Raw genomic sequence first — 14,726 nt, 5'->3', positions numbered from 1 at the left:
GGGGGGAATGCCGTCATGACGAAGAGCACGAGTGACCAGACGGGCCCCGAGGGGCTCAGGATGAGGCGCGTCCTCACCACACCCGGTGTCCACCCCTACGACACCCTCGAATGGGAACGCCGTGACGTCGTCATGACCAACTGGCGCGACGGAACGGTCAATTTCGAGCAGCGCGGTGTGGAGTTCCCCACCTCGTGGTCGATGAACGCCACCCAGATCGTGGCGAGCAAGTACTTCCGGGGGGCGCTCGGAACCCCCGAACGCGAGTGGAGCCTCAAACAGATCATCGACCGCGTCGTGGGGGTCTACACCGAGACCGGCCGTTCGCACGGTTACTTCGCGGGGGACGAGGACGCCGAGACCTTCGACCACGAACTCAAGTACGCGCTCGTCCATCAGCTGTTCAGTTTCAACTCGCCCGTCTGGTTCAACGTCGGCACGACCTCACCGCAGCAGGTCTCGGCGTGCTTCATCCTCTCCGTCGACGACACCATGGAGTCGATCCTCGACTGGTACAAGGAGGAGGGGATCATCTTCAAGGGCGGCTCCGGCGCGGGTGTGAACCTGTCCCGCATCCGCTCCAGCCGGGAACCGCTCTCCTCCGGCGGCATGGCCTCGGGGCCGGTCTCCTTCATGCGCGGCGCCGACGCCTCGGCCGGGACGATCAAGTCCGGCGGTGCCACCCGTCGGGCCGCCAAGATGGTCGTGCTGGACGTCGACCACCCCGACATCGAGGAGTTCGTCGAGACCAAGGCGCACGAGGAGCACAAGATCCGCGCCCTGCGCGACGCGGGCTTCGACGTCGACCTGGGCGGCGCCGACATGTTCAGCGTCCAGTACCAGAACGCCAACAACTCGGTCCGGGTCTGCGACGCGTTCATGCGCGCGGTCGAGAGCGGCGCCGACTTCGGTCTCACCTCCCGTACGACGGGCGAGGTCATCGCCACCGTCGACGCCGGGGAGCTGTTCCACCGCATGGCCCGCGCCGCCTGGGAGTGCGCCGATCCGGGCATCCAGTACGACGGGGCCATCCAGGACTGGCACACCAACCCGGAGACCGGCCGGATCAGCGCGAGCAACCCGTGCTTCCCGGCGGATCAGCGGGTACTGACCGACCGGGGGCACATCCCCATCGGTCAGCTCGTCGAGCGTGCCGCCCGGGGGGAGTCCTTCTCGGTCTACACCAACGACGTCACGGCTGCCGGGGAGACGTGTGACTCGGTCGTGGCCACGGTACCCACCCGGTACATGGTCACCGGGACCAACGAGATCGTCGAGTTGCGCTTCTCCGACGGCTCGGCTCTGCGCTGTACGCCCAGTCATCGTGTGTGGACCAGCAACCGGGGATGGGTCCGGGCGCAGGACTTGGGAAATGACGACCGCATCGTCCGCTCCTTCCGGTACGCTCCTCGTTCCAACCCCGTTCGCCAGATTCCCAGAGCCGCGCTGGACGCCGCCCGTTCGGCGTCGGAGAGGCCTGGCACGACCCCACTCACCCTCCCCGAGAAGTGGGACGAGGACGCGGACCTCGCCCACTACCTCGGCTGGCTCGTGGGGGACGGGTCGGTCGGCGAGGCCAGTGTCGTGACCGTCTACGGCACCGCCGAGGAACAGGAGTCCGTGCTCCCCCGTCACCAGGCTCTGATCGAACGCCTCACCGGGCGCCGCAGCAAGCCCAGCCGCCAACCGAACGGGACCCAGCAGCTCAGGGTCACACGTCAGGCGATGGCGGCGTTCGTGCGTGCCCTCGGACTCGGAGGCCGCGCGGCGGACAAGTGCGTTCCCGCGTCGCTCTTCGAGGCACCTGAGGACACGGTCCTGGAGTTCCTCCGAGGGCTGTTCGACGCCGACGGTTGTGCGGTCGACCAGCCCAACGGGACGCGCTACGTCGGTTTGAGCACCCGTTCCGAGCGGCTCGCGCGCGAGGTACAGGAACTGCTCGCTCCCTTCGGGATCGCCAGCCGCGTCTACAAGACCTCCGACGGCAAGCCGGACACGTTCTCCTATGTGCGCAAGGACGGCAGCGCCGTCACCTACGGAAGCGATGGTCCGTTCGTCGATCTGCGGATCTCCAGCAGGTTCCTGTACGACTTCTCCGCTCTCGTCAACTTCACCATCGAGAGCAAGAGCGACAGGCTCCAGGACGCTCTGGACTTCCGTCGTGTGTACAACACCGACAGCTCGGTCCGTCTGGTCTCCCGCGAGTCCCAGGGGTTCGAGACGACCTACAACCTGACCGAACCCCGCAACCACTCCTACATCGTGGGTAGCACTGTTGTGGCCAACTGTTCGGAATACGTGCACCTGGACGACTCCTCCTGCAACCTCGCCTCGATCAACCTGCTGAGGTTCCTGCGCGAGGACGGCACCTTCGACGTGGAGACGTTCACCCGGCTCACGGAGCTGGTTCTCACGGCGATGGACGTCTCCGTCGCCTTCGCCGACTTCCCCACGGAGCGGATCGGGGAGACCACCCGTGCCTACCGCCAGCTCGGTGTCGGCTACGCCAACCTCGGCGCCCTGCTGATGGCCACCGGCCACGCCTACGACTCCGACGGCGGCCGTGCCGTCGCCGCCTCGATCACCTCGCTCATGACCGCGACCGCCTACCGCCGTAGCGCCGAACTGGCCGGGGCGGTCGGACCCTACGACGGGTACGAACGCAACGCCCGGGCGCACCAGCGGGTCATGCGCAAGCACGCCGCCGCCAACGACGACCTGCGCACCGTCGGCACACTGGAGGAGCCGATCCACGAGGCGGCCACCCGGGAGTGGGCGCGATGCCTGCGCCTGGGGGAACGGCATGGCTGGCGCAACGCCCAGGCGAGCCTGCTCGCACCCACGGGAACCATCGGCTTCATGATGGACTGCGACACCACCGGCATCGAACCGGACTTCTCGCTGGTCAAGTTCAAGAAACTGGCCGGCGGCGGGTCCATGCGGATCGTCAACCAGGCCGTGCCGCGCGCCCTGCGCACCCTCGGCTACCAGGACGAGCGGATCGAGGCGATCGTCGAGTACGTGTCCGAGCACGGCCACGTCGTGGACGCGCCCGGGCTGAGCCCCGAACACCACGAGGTGTTCGACTGCGCGATGGGCCGCCGCTACATCGAGCCGATGGGCCACATCCGCATGATGTCCGCCGTGCAGCCCTTCCTGTCCGGGGCCATCTCCAAGACGGTCAACGTCCCGGAGGAGGCCACGGTCGCCGACTTCGAGCACCTCTACCTGGAGGGCTGGCGCAGGGGGCTCAAGGCGCTCGCCGTCTACCGGGACAACTGCAAGGTCGGGCAGCCGTTGTCCACCCGCGCCGCCGGGGACGCGGGAAGCGCGGCCGAGCCCCCGGCGGCCGAGGAGGTCCGCCCGGTCCGCCGCCGTCTGCCCAAGAAGCGCCCCAGCGAGACGACCTCGTTCTCCGTCGGCGGCGCCGAGGGCTACATCACCGCGGGCTCCTACCCTGACGACGGTCTGGGCGAGGTGTTCCTCAAGCTCGGCAAGCAGGGGTCCACCCTGGCGGGGGTGATGGACGCCTTCTCCATCGCCGTCTCCATCGCGCTCCAGTACGGGGTCCCCCTGGAGACCTACGTGGAGAAGTTCACGAACATGCGCTTCGACCCGGCCGGTGTGACCGACGATCCGGACGTCCGCATGGCGCAGTCGGTCATGGACTACATCTTCCGCCGCCTCGCGTTGGACCACCTGCCCTACGAGGAACGCGCCGCCCTGGGCGTGCTCTCGGCCGACGAGCGCAGGGCCCGGGCCGAGGGCGAGGACCCGTCCCAGGTGGCCGCCGAGGTGGAGTCGCTCGCCCAGTCGGCCGCCACCCGGGCGGCCCGGGACGACGCTTCCCGGGACACCGGCGCGCCGCCCGCCGCTGAGGAGGGGCCGGACCCCGAGGAGCCGCACTCCAGCACCGAGCTGATGGAGCGGCAGCAGGGCTTCGTCGCGGACGCCCCGTTGTGCATGACCTGCGGCACGAAGATGCGTCCGTCCGGTAGCTGCTACGCCTGCGAGGGCTGCGGCGCCACCAGCGGGTGCAGCTGACCGCGTGCGTTCGAGGGATAAGTACTTCGCGTACTTGGCGTACTCAACCCTTGGTGGCAGTCTGAGAGCCCGCTCTGATGGAGGTTCCGCCATGGCATCCGTGCACTACGACAGCTACACCGAGGCTCGCACCCACCTCAAGAACCTCCTGGACGCGGCGGAGAGCGGTCGGGTCGCCACGGTCCGGCGGGAGTCGGTCAGAACCGCCGTCGTGGACGTCGAGAGACTGCGCCACTGCCTCGCGACGGTCACCCCGTCCCGTGCGCAGGTGGTGTCCGAGGCCGAAGGCTGGTCCGTGTTCATTCCGGGACTGCCCGTCGCCGCTGACGGGGGGTCCTTCGACGAGGCCCTCAGCGAGATGGTCGGTGCCCTGAGGGAGTACGCGGAGGACTGGCAGGACCACCTGCTCGACGCTCCCAACCACCGGGAGAACTGGGGGTTGGTCCAGCTGATCAGCCTCAGCAGTGATGGGCAGCTGCGCGACTGGCTCGTGGGGGAGGCGCAGTGACCTGGCCACGGCCCACACGCGAGGACCATGACCGCTTCTGCAAGGCAGAAGGGTGGAGGGTGGTACGAAACACCCGCGGTGGTACCGGAACCCACCACATCACCTACGAGTTGGACCTGCCGGACGGTCGGATCCTGCGTACCAGGGTGTCCCGACCTGCGGATCGGACCGACTGCGGGAGGAGTATGTGGGCGCACATCCTCCGGGACCAGCTCGATGTCGACGAGGCCGCGTTCTGGGCGTGCGTCCGTGATGGTGCCCCTCCTGACCGGGGAGTACCCGTACCGCTTGCGGAGGCACTGCCCGCCGACCTCGTTCACCTGCTGATCTCCAAGCTCGGTCTCCATGAGGCGGACATTGCGCAGATGAGCAAGGAGGAGGCGCTCGTCAGGCTTCAGCGGTACTGGATCGGGGGCGGCTGAGGCCGAGCCTCGGGGAGCCGCGTCCGTTGAGCCGTGAAGCCCGTGAGCGGGGCGGTGGTCCGGGGCTTCACACAGAGCGCACGGTTGGTCCAGACCTGTGGTTGACGGGGCGGGGGAGCGGGTAACCCTTCGGGACCGAGCGCCCCCGCCAGCGGAAGGTGGTCCGCCATGCTGATCTCCGGGATCCTCCGGTCCAAGGGGACGGAGGTGGTCAGTGTCGCCCCCGACGCGACCGTCGCGTTCCTGCTCACCGAACTCGCCCGACACGAGATCGGCGCCGTCGTCGTCGCCGAGGGCGACCGCGTCGTCGGCATCGTCTCCGAGAGGGACGTCGTCCGGGGTCTTGACCGCTCCGGCCCCGAACTCCTCGCCGCCCCCGTCGCAGCCATCATGACCGGCGACGTCTTCACCTGTACCACCGAGGACACCGTCGAGGACGTCAGTGAGGCGATGACCCTGCGCCGCTTCCGCCACGTCCCGGTGCTCTCCGGGGGCAGGCTCGTGGGCATCGTCAGCATCGGCGACGTCGTCAAGAGCCGCCTGAGCGTGCTGGAGGACGACCGAGCCGCGCTGGAGGCCTACATCCAGGGCCGCCGCGCCTGACCCCCCGGGGCCGGCTCCCTACTCGTGCGCCCGGTCCCCCACGGCGACCGCGACGGCCGCCGTCGCGGCGGTCACGCCCAGGACGGCGGGCCAGGAGCCGACCTTCTTCGCCAGCGGGTGCGCCAGACCGAACGCCCCCACGTACACCCCGCTCAGCGCGATCGCGGTCCCCACGCCCGAGCGCCGGCGCCACGTCTCGAACGCCGCCGCGCCGAAGGCCGCCAGCACCACCCCGCCCAGCGGGCGGTTGCCGGTGGCACGGGCGGTGGCGTAGCCGCCGATCAGCCCCGCGGTGGTCAGTGCTGCGGTCGGTACCGAAGTCATCGGATGGCTCCTCCTCGTCGTGGCCGCCTCGTGGCGCGGCCCCGCGAACGACGTTAACCCCCGGTCCGCGGGCACCACCATCCGGCACGCACGTGGGGCGGCCCCTCAGGGGCACCGCGCCGGAGAGCCCCGGTGTCCGCGCCGGTCACACTCAGGACACGAGCAATGGGTTTCGGGCGTGACCCATGGGACAGTTGGTCCTGTCCACTACGGCCGATCCTGCTCGCGTACCCACTCCGACCTGGAACCGAGCAGGGGTACGCCGCGTCGAACCCGATAGTTCCCCGTCTCCGCCAGCAAGGAGTCCACGCCTATGTCGTTCGCGCAGACCGTGCGCGGCGCCGCCGACGCCGTCGCCCAGGGGGGCGATCCGCGCCAGGTGATGGCCAGCGCCGTCCAACAGGTCTCGGACCAGTCCGACGGGGGAGGTGGCCTGGACCCCCGCGACTTCATCGCCGCACGCGAGCAGGGCGAGTCCGTCGGGACCCGGATCGAACAGAAGACCACCTCGCTCAACAACGCGGGTGAGGCGCTCAACCGCAGCTACCACGAGCGCGGCCACAGCGGCCCGGTCCACGTCATCTGCCCCATGGTCATCCCCCGCGGCCGCACGTTCCTCACGATGCTCCCGGCGATCGCGCTGGTGGTCCTCGGCCTCCTCGGCGCCTTCGCCGTCCTCATCCCGGCCTCGCTCACCGGGGCGAACCCCCTCCTCAACCCCTTCTTCGGCATCCACTACTGGATCGTCACCGTCGCCGTCACGGCGTTCATGTGGTGGCGCCAGGGCATGGTGATGGTCCCGGAGGGCTGCGAGGCGATCGTCACCCGCTTCGGTAAGCGGGAGGACAACTTCCGCCCCGGCCGGGTCACCCTGCTCAACCCCTGGAAGCGCGTCTCCTACATCGTCAACACCACGCGCGAGTACCCCTTCAACGCCCCCATCCGCTCCGCCCCCACCAAGAGCGGCGTCCAGGCCTCGGTCGACCTGTTCGTCCAGTTCCGGATCGCGGACGCGACCGGCTTCGTCTACACCCTGGGCGGCGTGCACGGCTTCCAGGAGAAGCTCAACAACGCGATCAGCGAGACCACCCGCAGCCTCATCTACGAGCAGGAGGCCTCGGCGATCTACGACATGGTCGGTGAGAGCACCCACGCCCTGCTCGACCAGCTCAACCGGCAGTTCGGCGGGATCGTCATCCTGACCAGCGCCAACATCACCCACGCCGAGCCCTCCAGCCAGGAGTACCGGATGGACCTGGCGGCGCCGGAGATGGTGCGCGTGGCCAAGGACGCCTACACCTTCGAGTACGAGCTCCAGTTGCGCAAGGAGCAGAACGAGGGCGACCTGAACAAGGAGCTGGCCACCCTCAACGAGACGCTCTCGGCGATCCAGGCGGACATCGCCCAGTACCAGGCGCAGATGGACACCGCCCTGGAGCGCGAGACCAACCGGGCGCGAGCGCTGGCCCGCCAGCGCTTCGTCGAGGCCGAGTCCGAGGCCAACGCGAACTCGGCCCTCCTCCAGGCCCAGGCCCTGGACATCCGCGCGGTCAGTGCCGCCGAGGCCCCCGAGATCCTCAACTACCGCTTCCGCGAGAACCTCCTCGACAAGCTGGAGGCCGTCGCCGACAGCCTCCCGCAGGTCCTGCGGATCGGTTCGGGCGACACCGCCTCCGTCGACTACCTGCGTATCGCCCAGGAGATCATCGGCCAGAGCGACACCTCCCTGTTCTCCGAAGCGGACATGGAGGCCATCCGCGCCCGACTGAGCGAGATCTCCGCCCGCATCGCCGAACGCGAGCAGGAGATCAGCGCCCTCGTCGCGGACCCCGACCCCCAGCGGCGCCAGCCGGCGGAGGGCGAGGACCCGGGCGAGGACCTGGTGGAGGAGATCCGCCAGTCGGTCTCGGAGGAGGCCATCGACGGACGCCTCGCGGAGGCTCCGCAGGACACCGATGACTTCGGACCCAACCAGGGAGGTTCTTCCCGATGAGCCAGTCCGTGAACACCGGTGGCGGTTCCAGCATCAAGGAGTCGCTCGCCTCCTGGGGAGACCTGGCCGGTCTGCTGCGCGGCGGCGACCAGGGCGTGCTCGTCCCCGTCGTCATCCCGCGCGACACCCGCGGCCTGCGCTGGACCGTGCCGCTCTGGTTCGGCCTGTTCGCCCTCAGCTCGGCGCTGATGATGGCTCTGAACGCCACGCTCGGCGCCGGCGAGATCTTCTACACCCTCCTGGCGATCCCCACCATGCTCGTCGGCCTGCTGAGCGTCGCCGTCGCCGGTCTGTGGTGGTGGCGCGGCTCGATCGTCGAGATCGAGGAGGGGACCCACGGAATCCTCACCAGGTACGGCGCCATCGTCGGTGAGATCGGGCCGGGCCGCCACTACCTGTGGCACCCCTGGTCCCGGGTGGACTTCGTGGTCGACACCCGTACCGAGATCCCCTACACGGCTCCGGTCCTGGCGTGCCCGACCCGGGAGAACGTGCCGCTGAAGTCGATCGAGTTCTTCCTCAAGTTCCAGATCATCGACCCGACCCGGTTCGTGACGATCATCGGGGCGAGCAACTTCGACCTGGTGCTCTCCAGCGCCGTCCAGGACGCCATCCGCCAGCGCAGCCGGCTGGTCAACACCGAGTCCGCCTACGACCTGCGCGGATCCAACGTCGAGGACATGCGGCGCCTGCTCAACTCCCAGCTGGAGAAGTACGGCGTGCGCATCACCGGCTGCAACATCCCCGACGTGCAGTTGCCCAACCAGTACCAGCAGCACCTGGCCACCCGGGAGCGGGTCGCCAAGGAGCTCGTCGCCTACGAGCAGGAGTGGGAGCTGACGCGCAAGCGCCGCATCGACACCCTCCTCATGGACATCGAGCGCTCCAAGAAGACCCGTGACGCCAAGATCGTCGAGGTCAACGCCTCCCTCAACAAGGCGCGCAAGGACGTGGCGCAGATGCTCGAGGAGCAGGAGACCGAGGCGCAGCGGGTGCGGTACGAGATCGAGACGCGTGGCCGCGCCGACCTGGTCGCCGCCGAGAACGAGGCCAAGGCCCAGCGGCGGCTGGCCACCGCCTACCGCGACAACCGGGCGGTGCTGGAGTACGAACTGGCCCGCCGTCGTCTGGACGTGGGCGCCGCGCTCGCGGAGCGGGCGCCGCGCCCGGTGGTGGTGCAGACCGAGACCGGTTCGGGTGACTCCTCGGCGCTGTCCACCCTGCTCACCGCGCAGCTGCTGCCGAGGGTGCTCGACGGTACGGCACCGCACCGGGACGCCTCCGTCACGTCCGCGGCGGGTGCTCAGGACGTGCTGGAGTCCGCCCAGGGCACGGTCGCGGCCGCCGCCGAGCGCCAGCAGCGGATGGCGGAGGAGTACCAGCGTCAGCAGGACGTCGCGATGCGTCAGCAGTTCGAACGCGGCGAGGGGTACGGCCGGCGCTGACCCCCGCCCCGGCTCGGTGCCCGGCCGCCGGAGTCGGAACCGACGAGGACCCGCGACGCCCGTCGCGGGTCCTCATGTTCGTCCGGTCCTCCTCGTGGCGGATGAGGGGCTGGTCCTCACCCCACGACGGAGAGGGAGGCGTAGCCCGCCGCGATGTCGATGCCGTTGCGTACGGCGATCTCCACGAGGTCCTCCACCTCGCCCGCCAGGCTGCTGGCCAGGTCGTCGTCACCGGTGGCGTGCGCTCGGCGCAGCGCGGTGATGGAGTCATGGATGCGCAGGTGGAGGGTGAGGGCGAACTCACGCATGGGGCATCTCCTCGGGGTCGGTGGAGCCGTGGAGGAGGGGTCAGGGGACCCTTCCCGGGGGATGCCCCCTGTCTACAGACCCAAGGTGAGAGCCGGGTGTGAGCACGGCAGCGAGCGGCAAAAGGCCCGGAAAAGGCGCCGTCGTGCCTTCGTGTGCGGCGGGAGGAACCTCCCTCAGTGACTCACCCACACGTACCAGTCGCCGGACACGTGCTCGTAGATCCGGGAGCCCTGCCCCGGGACGAACACGCCGACGGGGAGGTCCTGCGCGCTGTGGGCGAATCCGGCCGCGGGGTCCAGCAGCCCGGCGCCGTCGACCGTGAAGTGGATGAGGTCACCGGAGACCGAGACCTCCTCCAGCGGATAGGCCCCCGTCCACGCGCCGTCGCGCGCGGCGGTCCCACCGTCCTCGACCCGTCCCGCGAGCTCCAGCAGTTGGTCGGTGGACGCCGCCATCCGCAGTTGGAGGGGCACGTCGGCACCGGACAGTCCGAGGGCGGTGGCCGCGATCAGCGGCGCGGAGACCCACCGCAGCCAGTAGTGGCGAATCATCGGGCGGGCGACGGCCAGCGCGATCCCCAACCGCAGAGCGCCCATCGCGGCGAGCAGCAGCCCGCAGACCAGGCCGACGGTGAACGCGGGCAGGTGCCCGGCGGGAACGCTGTCCTCGAAGACCAGGATGAGCGCGACGGCCGCGCACGCGGGGATGTAGAGCCGGCCGGGCGGACGTGAGGCCCAGCTGATCAGGCGCTGGCCGAGAGTCGGCGGCTCCGCGATCTCGATCAGTTTGGCCACGGACCCGTCAGGGGCCGAACCGGAACCTGCGGCGGACATGCGTTCCCTCCGTCGAATCCGCGTCCTCGCGACACGGTCCGGCGGGCACGCCGAAGGGTCGAACCGGCCGCGTCACAGTCGAGACGGCCGTCCAAGAGCGGCCTCACCCACAGGATAGAGCAGTGGCGGAGCGTGTTCGGGGCGTCTGGGGGAAAAGGGGGGAGCATCGTGCCGGGCGGGCGCCGCCTCTCGGGCGGGGGCTCGGGTCCGGGCGCCGGACCGGGAGGGGTCGACGGTCGCGGGGGTCAGTATCAGGTGGTCCCATGACCAGCGGCCGCCGCGGACGGCCATGAGTACGCACACCGCGGTGACCAGCGCTGTCGTCGACCATGAGCCGAACGGGGACGGGTCCGCCCCGCCGCTCTGCGCGGTGAGCGCGCCGACCAGGGCGACCGCCGCGAGGAGGGGGCCGGACAGCCATGTGAGCAGTCCCACGGCGAAGGCGATCGACAACCCGATCAGCAACGCCGGAAGTGCGGGGGCCAGGGCGCCCGCGACCGTCGATCCGGGGTCGGGCAGCCGGGCGGACACCTCGCCGGTCCGCCCCCGAAGGTCCAGGCCGTGTTCGGCGAACATCCAGCCGGCTCCCACCCGGGTGAGGGCGGCGACGACGTCGTACAGGTTTCCTCGGCGGACGCGGGGGCGGCTCCTGGTGGACAGCATGTCCACCCCTCCTGGGGTTCGATCGTGGCTGTGCCGACAAGCGAAAACTACCCAACGTAGCCGTGGGTGGCGTGACGTCACGCCCGGTGAGTCGCGCAAACCCCTATGGTGGTCGGGTGAGCACCGCATCCACGAGAGCCGTCCCGCCCGCAGCCCCCACGTTCGAGGTGGAGGACGAACTCCGTGCGGGCGGCGCCCGGATCGTCGCGGGGATGGACGAGGTCGGGCGCGGTGCGTGGGCCGGCCCGCTGCTGGTCTGCGCGGCCGTGCCCGGTGAGGGCGCCCCGCCCGCGGGGCTGACCGACTCCAAACGGCTCACCCCCAAGCGCCGCCGGGAACTCGCCGAACGGTTGGCCCCCTGGGTCGCCGACCACGCCTTCGGCTGGTCCGAGCCCGCCGAGATCGACGAGGTGGGGATGACCGAGGCGCTGCACCGCGCCGCCCGGCGCGCTCTCGAGGGCCTGTCGGCACGCCCCGACGCGGTGATCCTCGACGGCCGCCACGACTTCATCGGCCGCCCCTGGCGGGTGCGCACCCAGGTCAAGGGCGACCTGACATGTGTGAGCGTCGCGGCCGCCGCGATCCTGGCCAAGGTGCGCAGGGACGCGTTCATGGCCGAGTTGGACGCCGACCACCCCGGATACGGCTTCGACGGCGCCGCCGGGTATCCCTCGCCCGTCCACCGCGCGACCCTCGCCGAGTCCGGTCCCACCCCGCACCACCGGTTGAGCTGGTCCTACCTCGATGCCCTGCCCCGCTGGCGCCATCTGCGCACGTATCGCGAGGGCACCGCGCCCACCGCCGGGTCGGCGCCCGGCGCGCGCGGCGGCGGCCCCGAGGACCAGGGTGAGCAGCTGTCCCTGCTGTGAGGCCCGTGCGGACGGCGGCCGCCCGAGGACCGGCGCGTCCGTGCCACGGGACGGGAACGGGGCCCGGTCCGGATCCGGGTCCCCCGGGCGCGACACGCCGCCTCGCACTGGACATCCACACCACTTCGGGCAAGGCTGGGGCCGTAGCCATGGCTGTGGAACCGGTCCCCTCCGGCGCCGCCCCGGCCCGGCCCCCACGGTCAGGAGAGCCGACCTCCCACGGACCCCCAGGCAGGAAGGGTATGGATGACGCGCGATACGCACTCCACCGCCGCCGCGGAACCGGGACGCGCGTCCGGCCTCGCGCGGGTGCGCGCCCTGTACCACCGCGTCCCCCCCGGCAGGCGGCTGGTGGCCGCTCTGGTCCTGGTCACGGTGGTCGCCGTCGTCGCCCTCGTGGTGAGCCTGCCGGTCCTGGCCACGGTCACCGTCACCCTCGCCCTCCTCCTGCTCCTCGCGGCCCTGATGCGCTCCCTCGACGCGTTCGTCACGGTGCTGGTGTGCGTCGTGTGGCTGACGGTGGCCGTTCCCCTGTTCCAGATCCCGCTCGTCGGGGAACCGGTGACGCTTCTGCTCCTCCCGGTGCCCCCGCTCGTCGTCCTCGCCGCGAGCCGTGTGCGTGAGTTCCCCGTGTGGCACACCGCGGCGCTGTCCCTCACCGCCGGACTCGTCGCGGGGTTCTCCCTGGCCCTGGCGGGGATGGTGATCCCCCCGCTCCCCGCCTCCTGGGGGATCGCGCTGCTCTACGTCGCCGCCGGGGCCTGCCTGGTGTGGCGGCTGGCCGCCTCCCGACAGATCGTCAAGGAGGGCGGTTCCGCCCGTGCGAGGCCGGCCACGGACAGCCGACCGGGCGGTGGCCGCGCGGCCCGGACCGACTCCGAGCCGGTACGCGGCCGTATGGGCGACGCAAACCGCGCGACACACGGCGGGGGTGCCTCCGACGACGGCACCGAGCCCGTGCCGGTCGACCAGGCCCTGGCCGAGCTGGAAGCCATGATCGGCCTCGACCCCGTCAAACAGCAGGTCCGGGGACTCGCCGCCTCCATCGAGGCCGCCCGGCTACGCGCCGACGCCGGGTTCCCGGTCGAGCGGCCCCTGCGCCACCTGGTCTTCTCCGGCCCTCCCGGCACCGGTAAGACCAGCGTCGCCCGCGCCCTGGCCACGATCTTCCACTCCTTCGGTTTGCTGCCCACCGCACGCGTCGTGGAGGCCCAGCGCGCCGATCTGGTCGGTGAGTACCTGGGGGCCACCGCGATCCGCACCAACGAGCTCATCGACCGGGCTCTGGGCGGGGTGCTCTTCATCGACGAGGCCTACTCCCTGGTCAACGAGGGAGACGGCCAGCCTGACCGGTTCGGCAACGAGGCCGTGCAGACCCTGCTCAAGCGGGCCGAGGACGACCGGGACCGGCTCGTGGTCGTCCTCGCGGGGTACGAGCAGGAGATGGACGCCTTCCTGGCCTCCAACCCCGGTCTGGCCTCGCGCTTCGCCACCCGCATCACCTTTCCCAGCTACTCCGCGGACGAGCTGTTCCGTATCGCCGAGTCCCTCGTGGCCCAACGGGGCGACAGCCTCGACGACGACGCGGCCCGGTCGCTTCGGCGCGGCTTCGACCAGGCGGTGCGGATCGAGGCGGTCGACGAGCTCGGCAACGGGCGCTTCGCCCGCTCGGTGGTGGAGAAGGCCGCCCAGGCCCGCGACGTGCGTGTGGTCACGGCCGGTGCGCGGGGAGGGGAACCCGCGCCGCGCCCCGAAGCCGAGGAGCTCATCACGGTCCGCGCCGCCGACGTGGCCGCGGCCTACGGCGAACTCACCTCCCACCTGCCCGGTTTCGGCACGGTGCCCGGCATCGAGGAGGCGATGGCCGAACTGGACGCCATGATCGGGTTGGAACCGGTCAAGGAACAGGTCCGCTCGATCGTCGCCCAGCTCCGGGTCGCCAAGCTCCGCGAGGAACAGGGACTGCTCAACCAGGCGCCCATGCGGCACTTCGTCTTCTCCGGGCCGCCCGGAACCGGCAAGACCACGGTCGCGCGCGTCCTCGGCCGGGTCTTCTCCGCGCTGGGGCTCCTCGGCCGGGCCGAGGTGGTCGAGGCCCAGCGCGCCGATCTGGTCGGTGAGCACCTGGGCGCCACCGCGATCCGCACCAACCGCCTGGTCGACCGGGCCCTGGGCGGGGTGCTGTTCGTCGACGAGGCCTACTCCCTGGTCAACCCTGGTTACAGTGGCGGCGACGCGTTCGGGGCCGAGGCCGTGCAGACCCTGCTCAAGCGGGCCGAGGACGACCGGGACCGGCTCGTCGTGGTCCTGGCCGGGTACCCCGGTGAGATGGAGCGTTTCCTCGCCTCCAACTCCGGCCTGTCCTCGCGGTTCAACGTACGCGTGCGCTTCCCCTCCTACACCGCCGAGGAGCTGACCGCGATCGCCGAGGCGGTCGCGGCGCGTACCGGCGACGCCTTCGACGACGGCGCGCGCGAGGACCTGCACAGCATCTTCACGCACGTGTGCGCGGAGGGCTGGATCGACGAGCTCGGCAACGGGCGCTTCGCCCGCTCCCTGTTCGAGAGGGCGTGTTCCCACCGCGACCTGCGGGTCTCCCGGGATGTCGGCGAGACCGCCACCGCGGCCCAGCTCACCGTGGTCACCAGCGCCGACGTCCGTCTGGCCTACGCCGACGCCACCCAGCAGGCCTGAGAAGCGGGCCCCGCCACAC

12 protein-coding genes are annotated in these 14,726 nt (G+C 70.7%); 8 read left to right on the top strand and 4 right to left on the bottom strand.

What is annotated here, in order from left to right; all coding sequences use genetic code 11:
- The first annotated feature begins 15 nt into the window (after window positions 1-15).
- From KIK06_RS14140 to KIK06_RS14125, 4 genes are all read left to right on the top strand, one after another.
- Window positions 16-4,044 (top strand): vitamin B12-dependent ribonucleotide reductase, encoded by a 4,029-nt coding sequence (locus tag KIK06_RS14140; RefSeq protein WP_268643488.1) that lies wholly within the window; start codon window positions 16-18, stop codon window positions 4,042-4,044.
- A gap of 91 nt (window positions 4,045-4,135) precedes the next feature.
- A complete protein-coding gene (locus KIK06_RS14135) occupies window positions 4,136-4,552 on the top strand; it encodes a hypothetical protein (RefSeq protein WP_017597853.1) in 417 nt (138 codons plus the stop codon).
- A 59-nt stretch (window positions 4,553-4,611) separates the two neighbouring features.
- A complete protein-coding gene (locus tag KIK06_RS14130) occupies window positions 4,612-4,974 on the top strand; it encodes a cytotoxic translational repressor of toxin-antitoxin stability system (RefSeq protein WP_268643486.1) in 363 nt (120 codons plus the stop codon).
- Window positions 4,975-5,142: 168 nt separating this feature from the next.
- Window positions 5,143-5,577 (top strand): CBS domain-containing protein, encoded by a 435-nt coding sequence (locus KIK06_RS14125; RefSeq protein ID WP_017597855.1) that lies wholly within the window; start codon window positions 5,143-5,145, stop codon window positions 5,575-5,577.
- Window positions 5,578-5,595: 18 nt separating this feature from the next.
- Here the strand turns inward: KIK06_RS14125 and KIK06_RS14120 are convergent, their stop codons facing one another.
- On the bottom strand, window positions 5,596-5,901 hold the full coding sequence (locus tag KIK06_RS14120; RefSeq protein ID WP_268643485.1) for a hypothetical protein: 306 nt from the start codon (window positions 5,899-5,901) through the stop codon (window positions 5,596-5,598).
- Window positions 5,902-6,214: 313 nt separating this feature from the next.
- On the opposite strand from KIK06_RS14120, the gene KIK06_RS14115 reads away from it, so the two are divergent.
- Together KIK06_RS14115 and KIK06_RS14110 are read left to right on the top strand one after the other, a co-directional pair.
- The gene (locus tag KIK06_RS14115) at window positions 6,215-7,894 is read left to right on the top strand and encodes an SPFH domain-containing protein (RefSeq protein ID WP_268643483.1); all 1,680 of its coding nucleotides are present in this window, start codon (window positions 6,215-6,217) and stop codon (window positions 7,892-7,894) included.
- Entirely contained in the window at window positions 7,891-9,339 is a 1,449-nt protein-coding gene (locus tag KIK06_RS14110; RefSeq protein ID WP_268643482.1) for an SPFH domain-containing protein, read from the top strand. The genes KIK06_RS14115 and KIK06_RS14110 overlap by 4 nt, the downstream gene beginning before the upstream one ends.
- 116 nt (window positions 9,340-9,455) lie before the next feature.
- Here KIK06_RS14110 and KIK06_RS14105 read toward each other — a convergent pair whose 3' ends face one another.
- The 3 genes from KIK06_RS14105 to KIK06_RS14095 form a co-directional block, all read right to left on the bottom strand.
- Window positions 9,456-9,647 (bottom strand): hypothetical protein, encoded by a 192-nt coding sequence (locus KIK06_RS14105; RefSeq protein WP_268643481.1) that lies wholly within the window; start codon window positions 9,645-9,647, stop codon window positions 9,456-9,458.
- A gap of 174 nt (window positions 9,648-9,821) precedes the next feature.
- On the bottom strand, window positions 9,822-10,481 hold the full coding sequence (locus KIK06_RS14100; RefSeq protein ID WP_268643480.1) for a hypothetical protein: 660 nt from the start codon (window positions 10,479-10,481) through the stop codon (window positions 9,822-9,824).
- 72 nt (window positions 10,482-10,553) lie between these two features.
- Complete coding sequence (locus KIK06_RS14095; RefSeq protein WP_268643479.1) at window positions 10,554-11,144, bottom strand: DoxX family protein; 591 nt, start codon at window positions 11,142-11,144, stop codon at window positions 10,554-10,556.
- Between the two features lie 116 nt (window positions 11,145-11,260).
- Between KIK06_RS14095 and KIK06_RS14090 the strand changes: the two genes are divergently transcribed.
- Window positions 11,261-12,013, top strand: a complete 753-nt coding sequence (locus KIK06_RS14090) for a ribonuclease HII (RefSeq protein ID WP_268643478.1) — start codon at window positions 11,261-11,263, stop codon at window positions 12,011-12,013.
- Between the two features lie 246 nt (window positions 12,014-12,259).
- On the top strand, window positions 12,260-14,707 hold the full coding sequence (locus tag KIK06_RS14085; protein WP_268643476.1) for an AAA family ATPase: 2,448 nt from the start codon (window positions 12,260-12,262) through the stop codon (window positions 14,705-14,707).
- Window positions 14,708-14,726: the final 19 nt, after the last annotated feature.

This window comes from Nocardiopsis sp. EMB25 (assembly GCF_026797795.1).
GTDB lineage: Bacteria > Actinomycetota > Actinomycetes > Streptosporangiales > Streptosporangiaceae > Nocardiopsis > Nocardiopsis lucentensis.
This window is presented reverse-complemented; position numbering and strand designations above follow the sequence as displayed.

Excerpts from the sequence above, each read along its gene's own strand:
- KIK06_RS14120 (WP_268643485.1), bottom strand. The coding sequence starts at position 5,901 with ATGACTTCGGTACCGACCGCAGCACTGACCACCGCGGGGCTGATCGGC.
- KIK06_RS14095 (WP_268643479.1), bottom strand. The coding sequence starts at position 11,144 with ATGCTGTCCACCAGGAGCCGCCCCCGCGTCCGCCGAGGAAACCTGTAC.
- KIK06_RS14110 (WP_268643482.1), top strand. The coding sequence starts at position 7,891 with ATGAGCCAGTCCGTGAACACCGGTGGCGGTTCCAGCATCAAGGAGTCG.
- KIK06_RS14100 (WP_268643480.1), bottom strand. The coding sequence starts at position 10,481 with ATGTCCGCCGCAGGTTCCGGTTCGGCCCCTGACGGGTCCGTGGCCAAA.
- KIK06_RS14125 (WP_017597855.1), top strand. The coding sequence starts at position 5,143 with ATGCTGATCTCCGGGATCCTCCGGTCCAAGGGGACGGAGGTGGTCAGT.
- KIK06_RS14085 (WP_268643476.1), top strand. The coding sequence starts at position 12,260 with ATGACGCGCGATACGCACTCCACCGCCGCCGCGGAACCGGGACGCGCG.
- KIK06_RS14140 (WP_268643488.1), top strand. The coding sequence starts at position 16 with ATGACGAAGAGCACGAGTGACCAGACGGGCCCCGAGGGGCTCAGGATG.
- KIK06_RS14105 (WP_268643481.1), bottom strand. The coding sequence starts at position 9,647 with ATGCGTGAGTTCGCCCTCACCCTCCACCTGCGCATCCATGACTCCATC.
- KIK06_RS14115 (WP_268643483.1), top strand. The coding sequence starts at position 6,215 with ATGTCGTTCGCGCAGACCGTGCGCGGCGCCGCCGACGCCGTCGCCCAG.
- KIK06_RS14135 (WP_017597853.1), top strand. The coding sequence starts at position 4,136 with ATGGCATCCGTGCACTACGACAGCTACACCGAGGCTCGCACCCACCTC.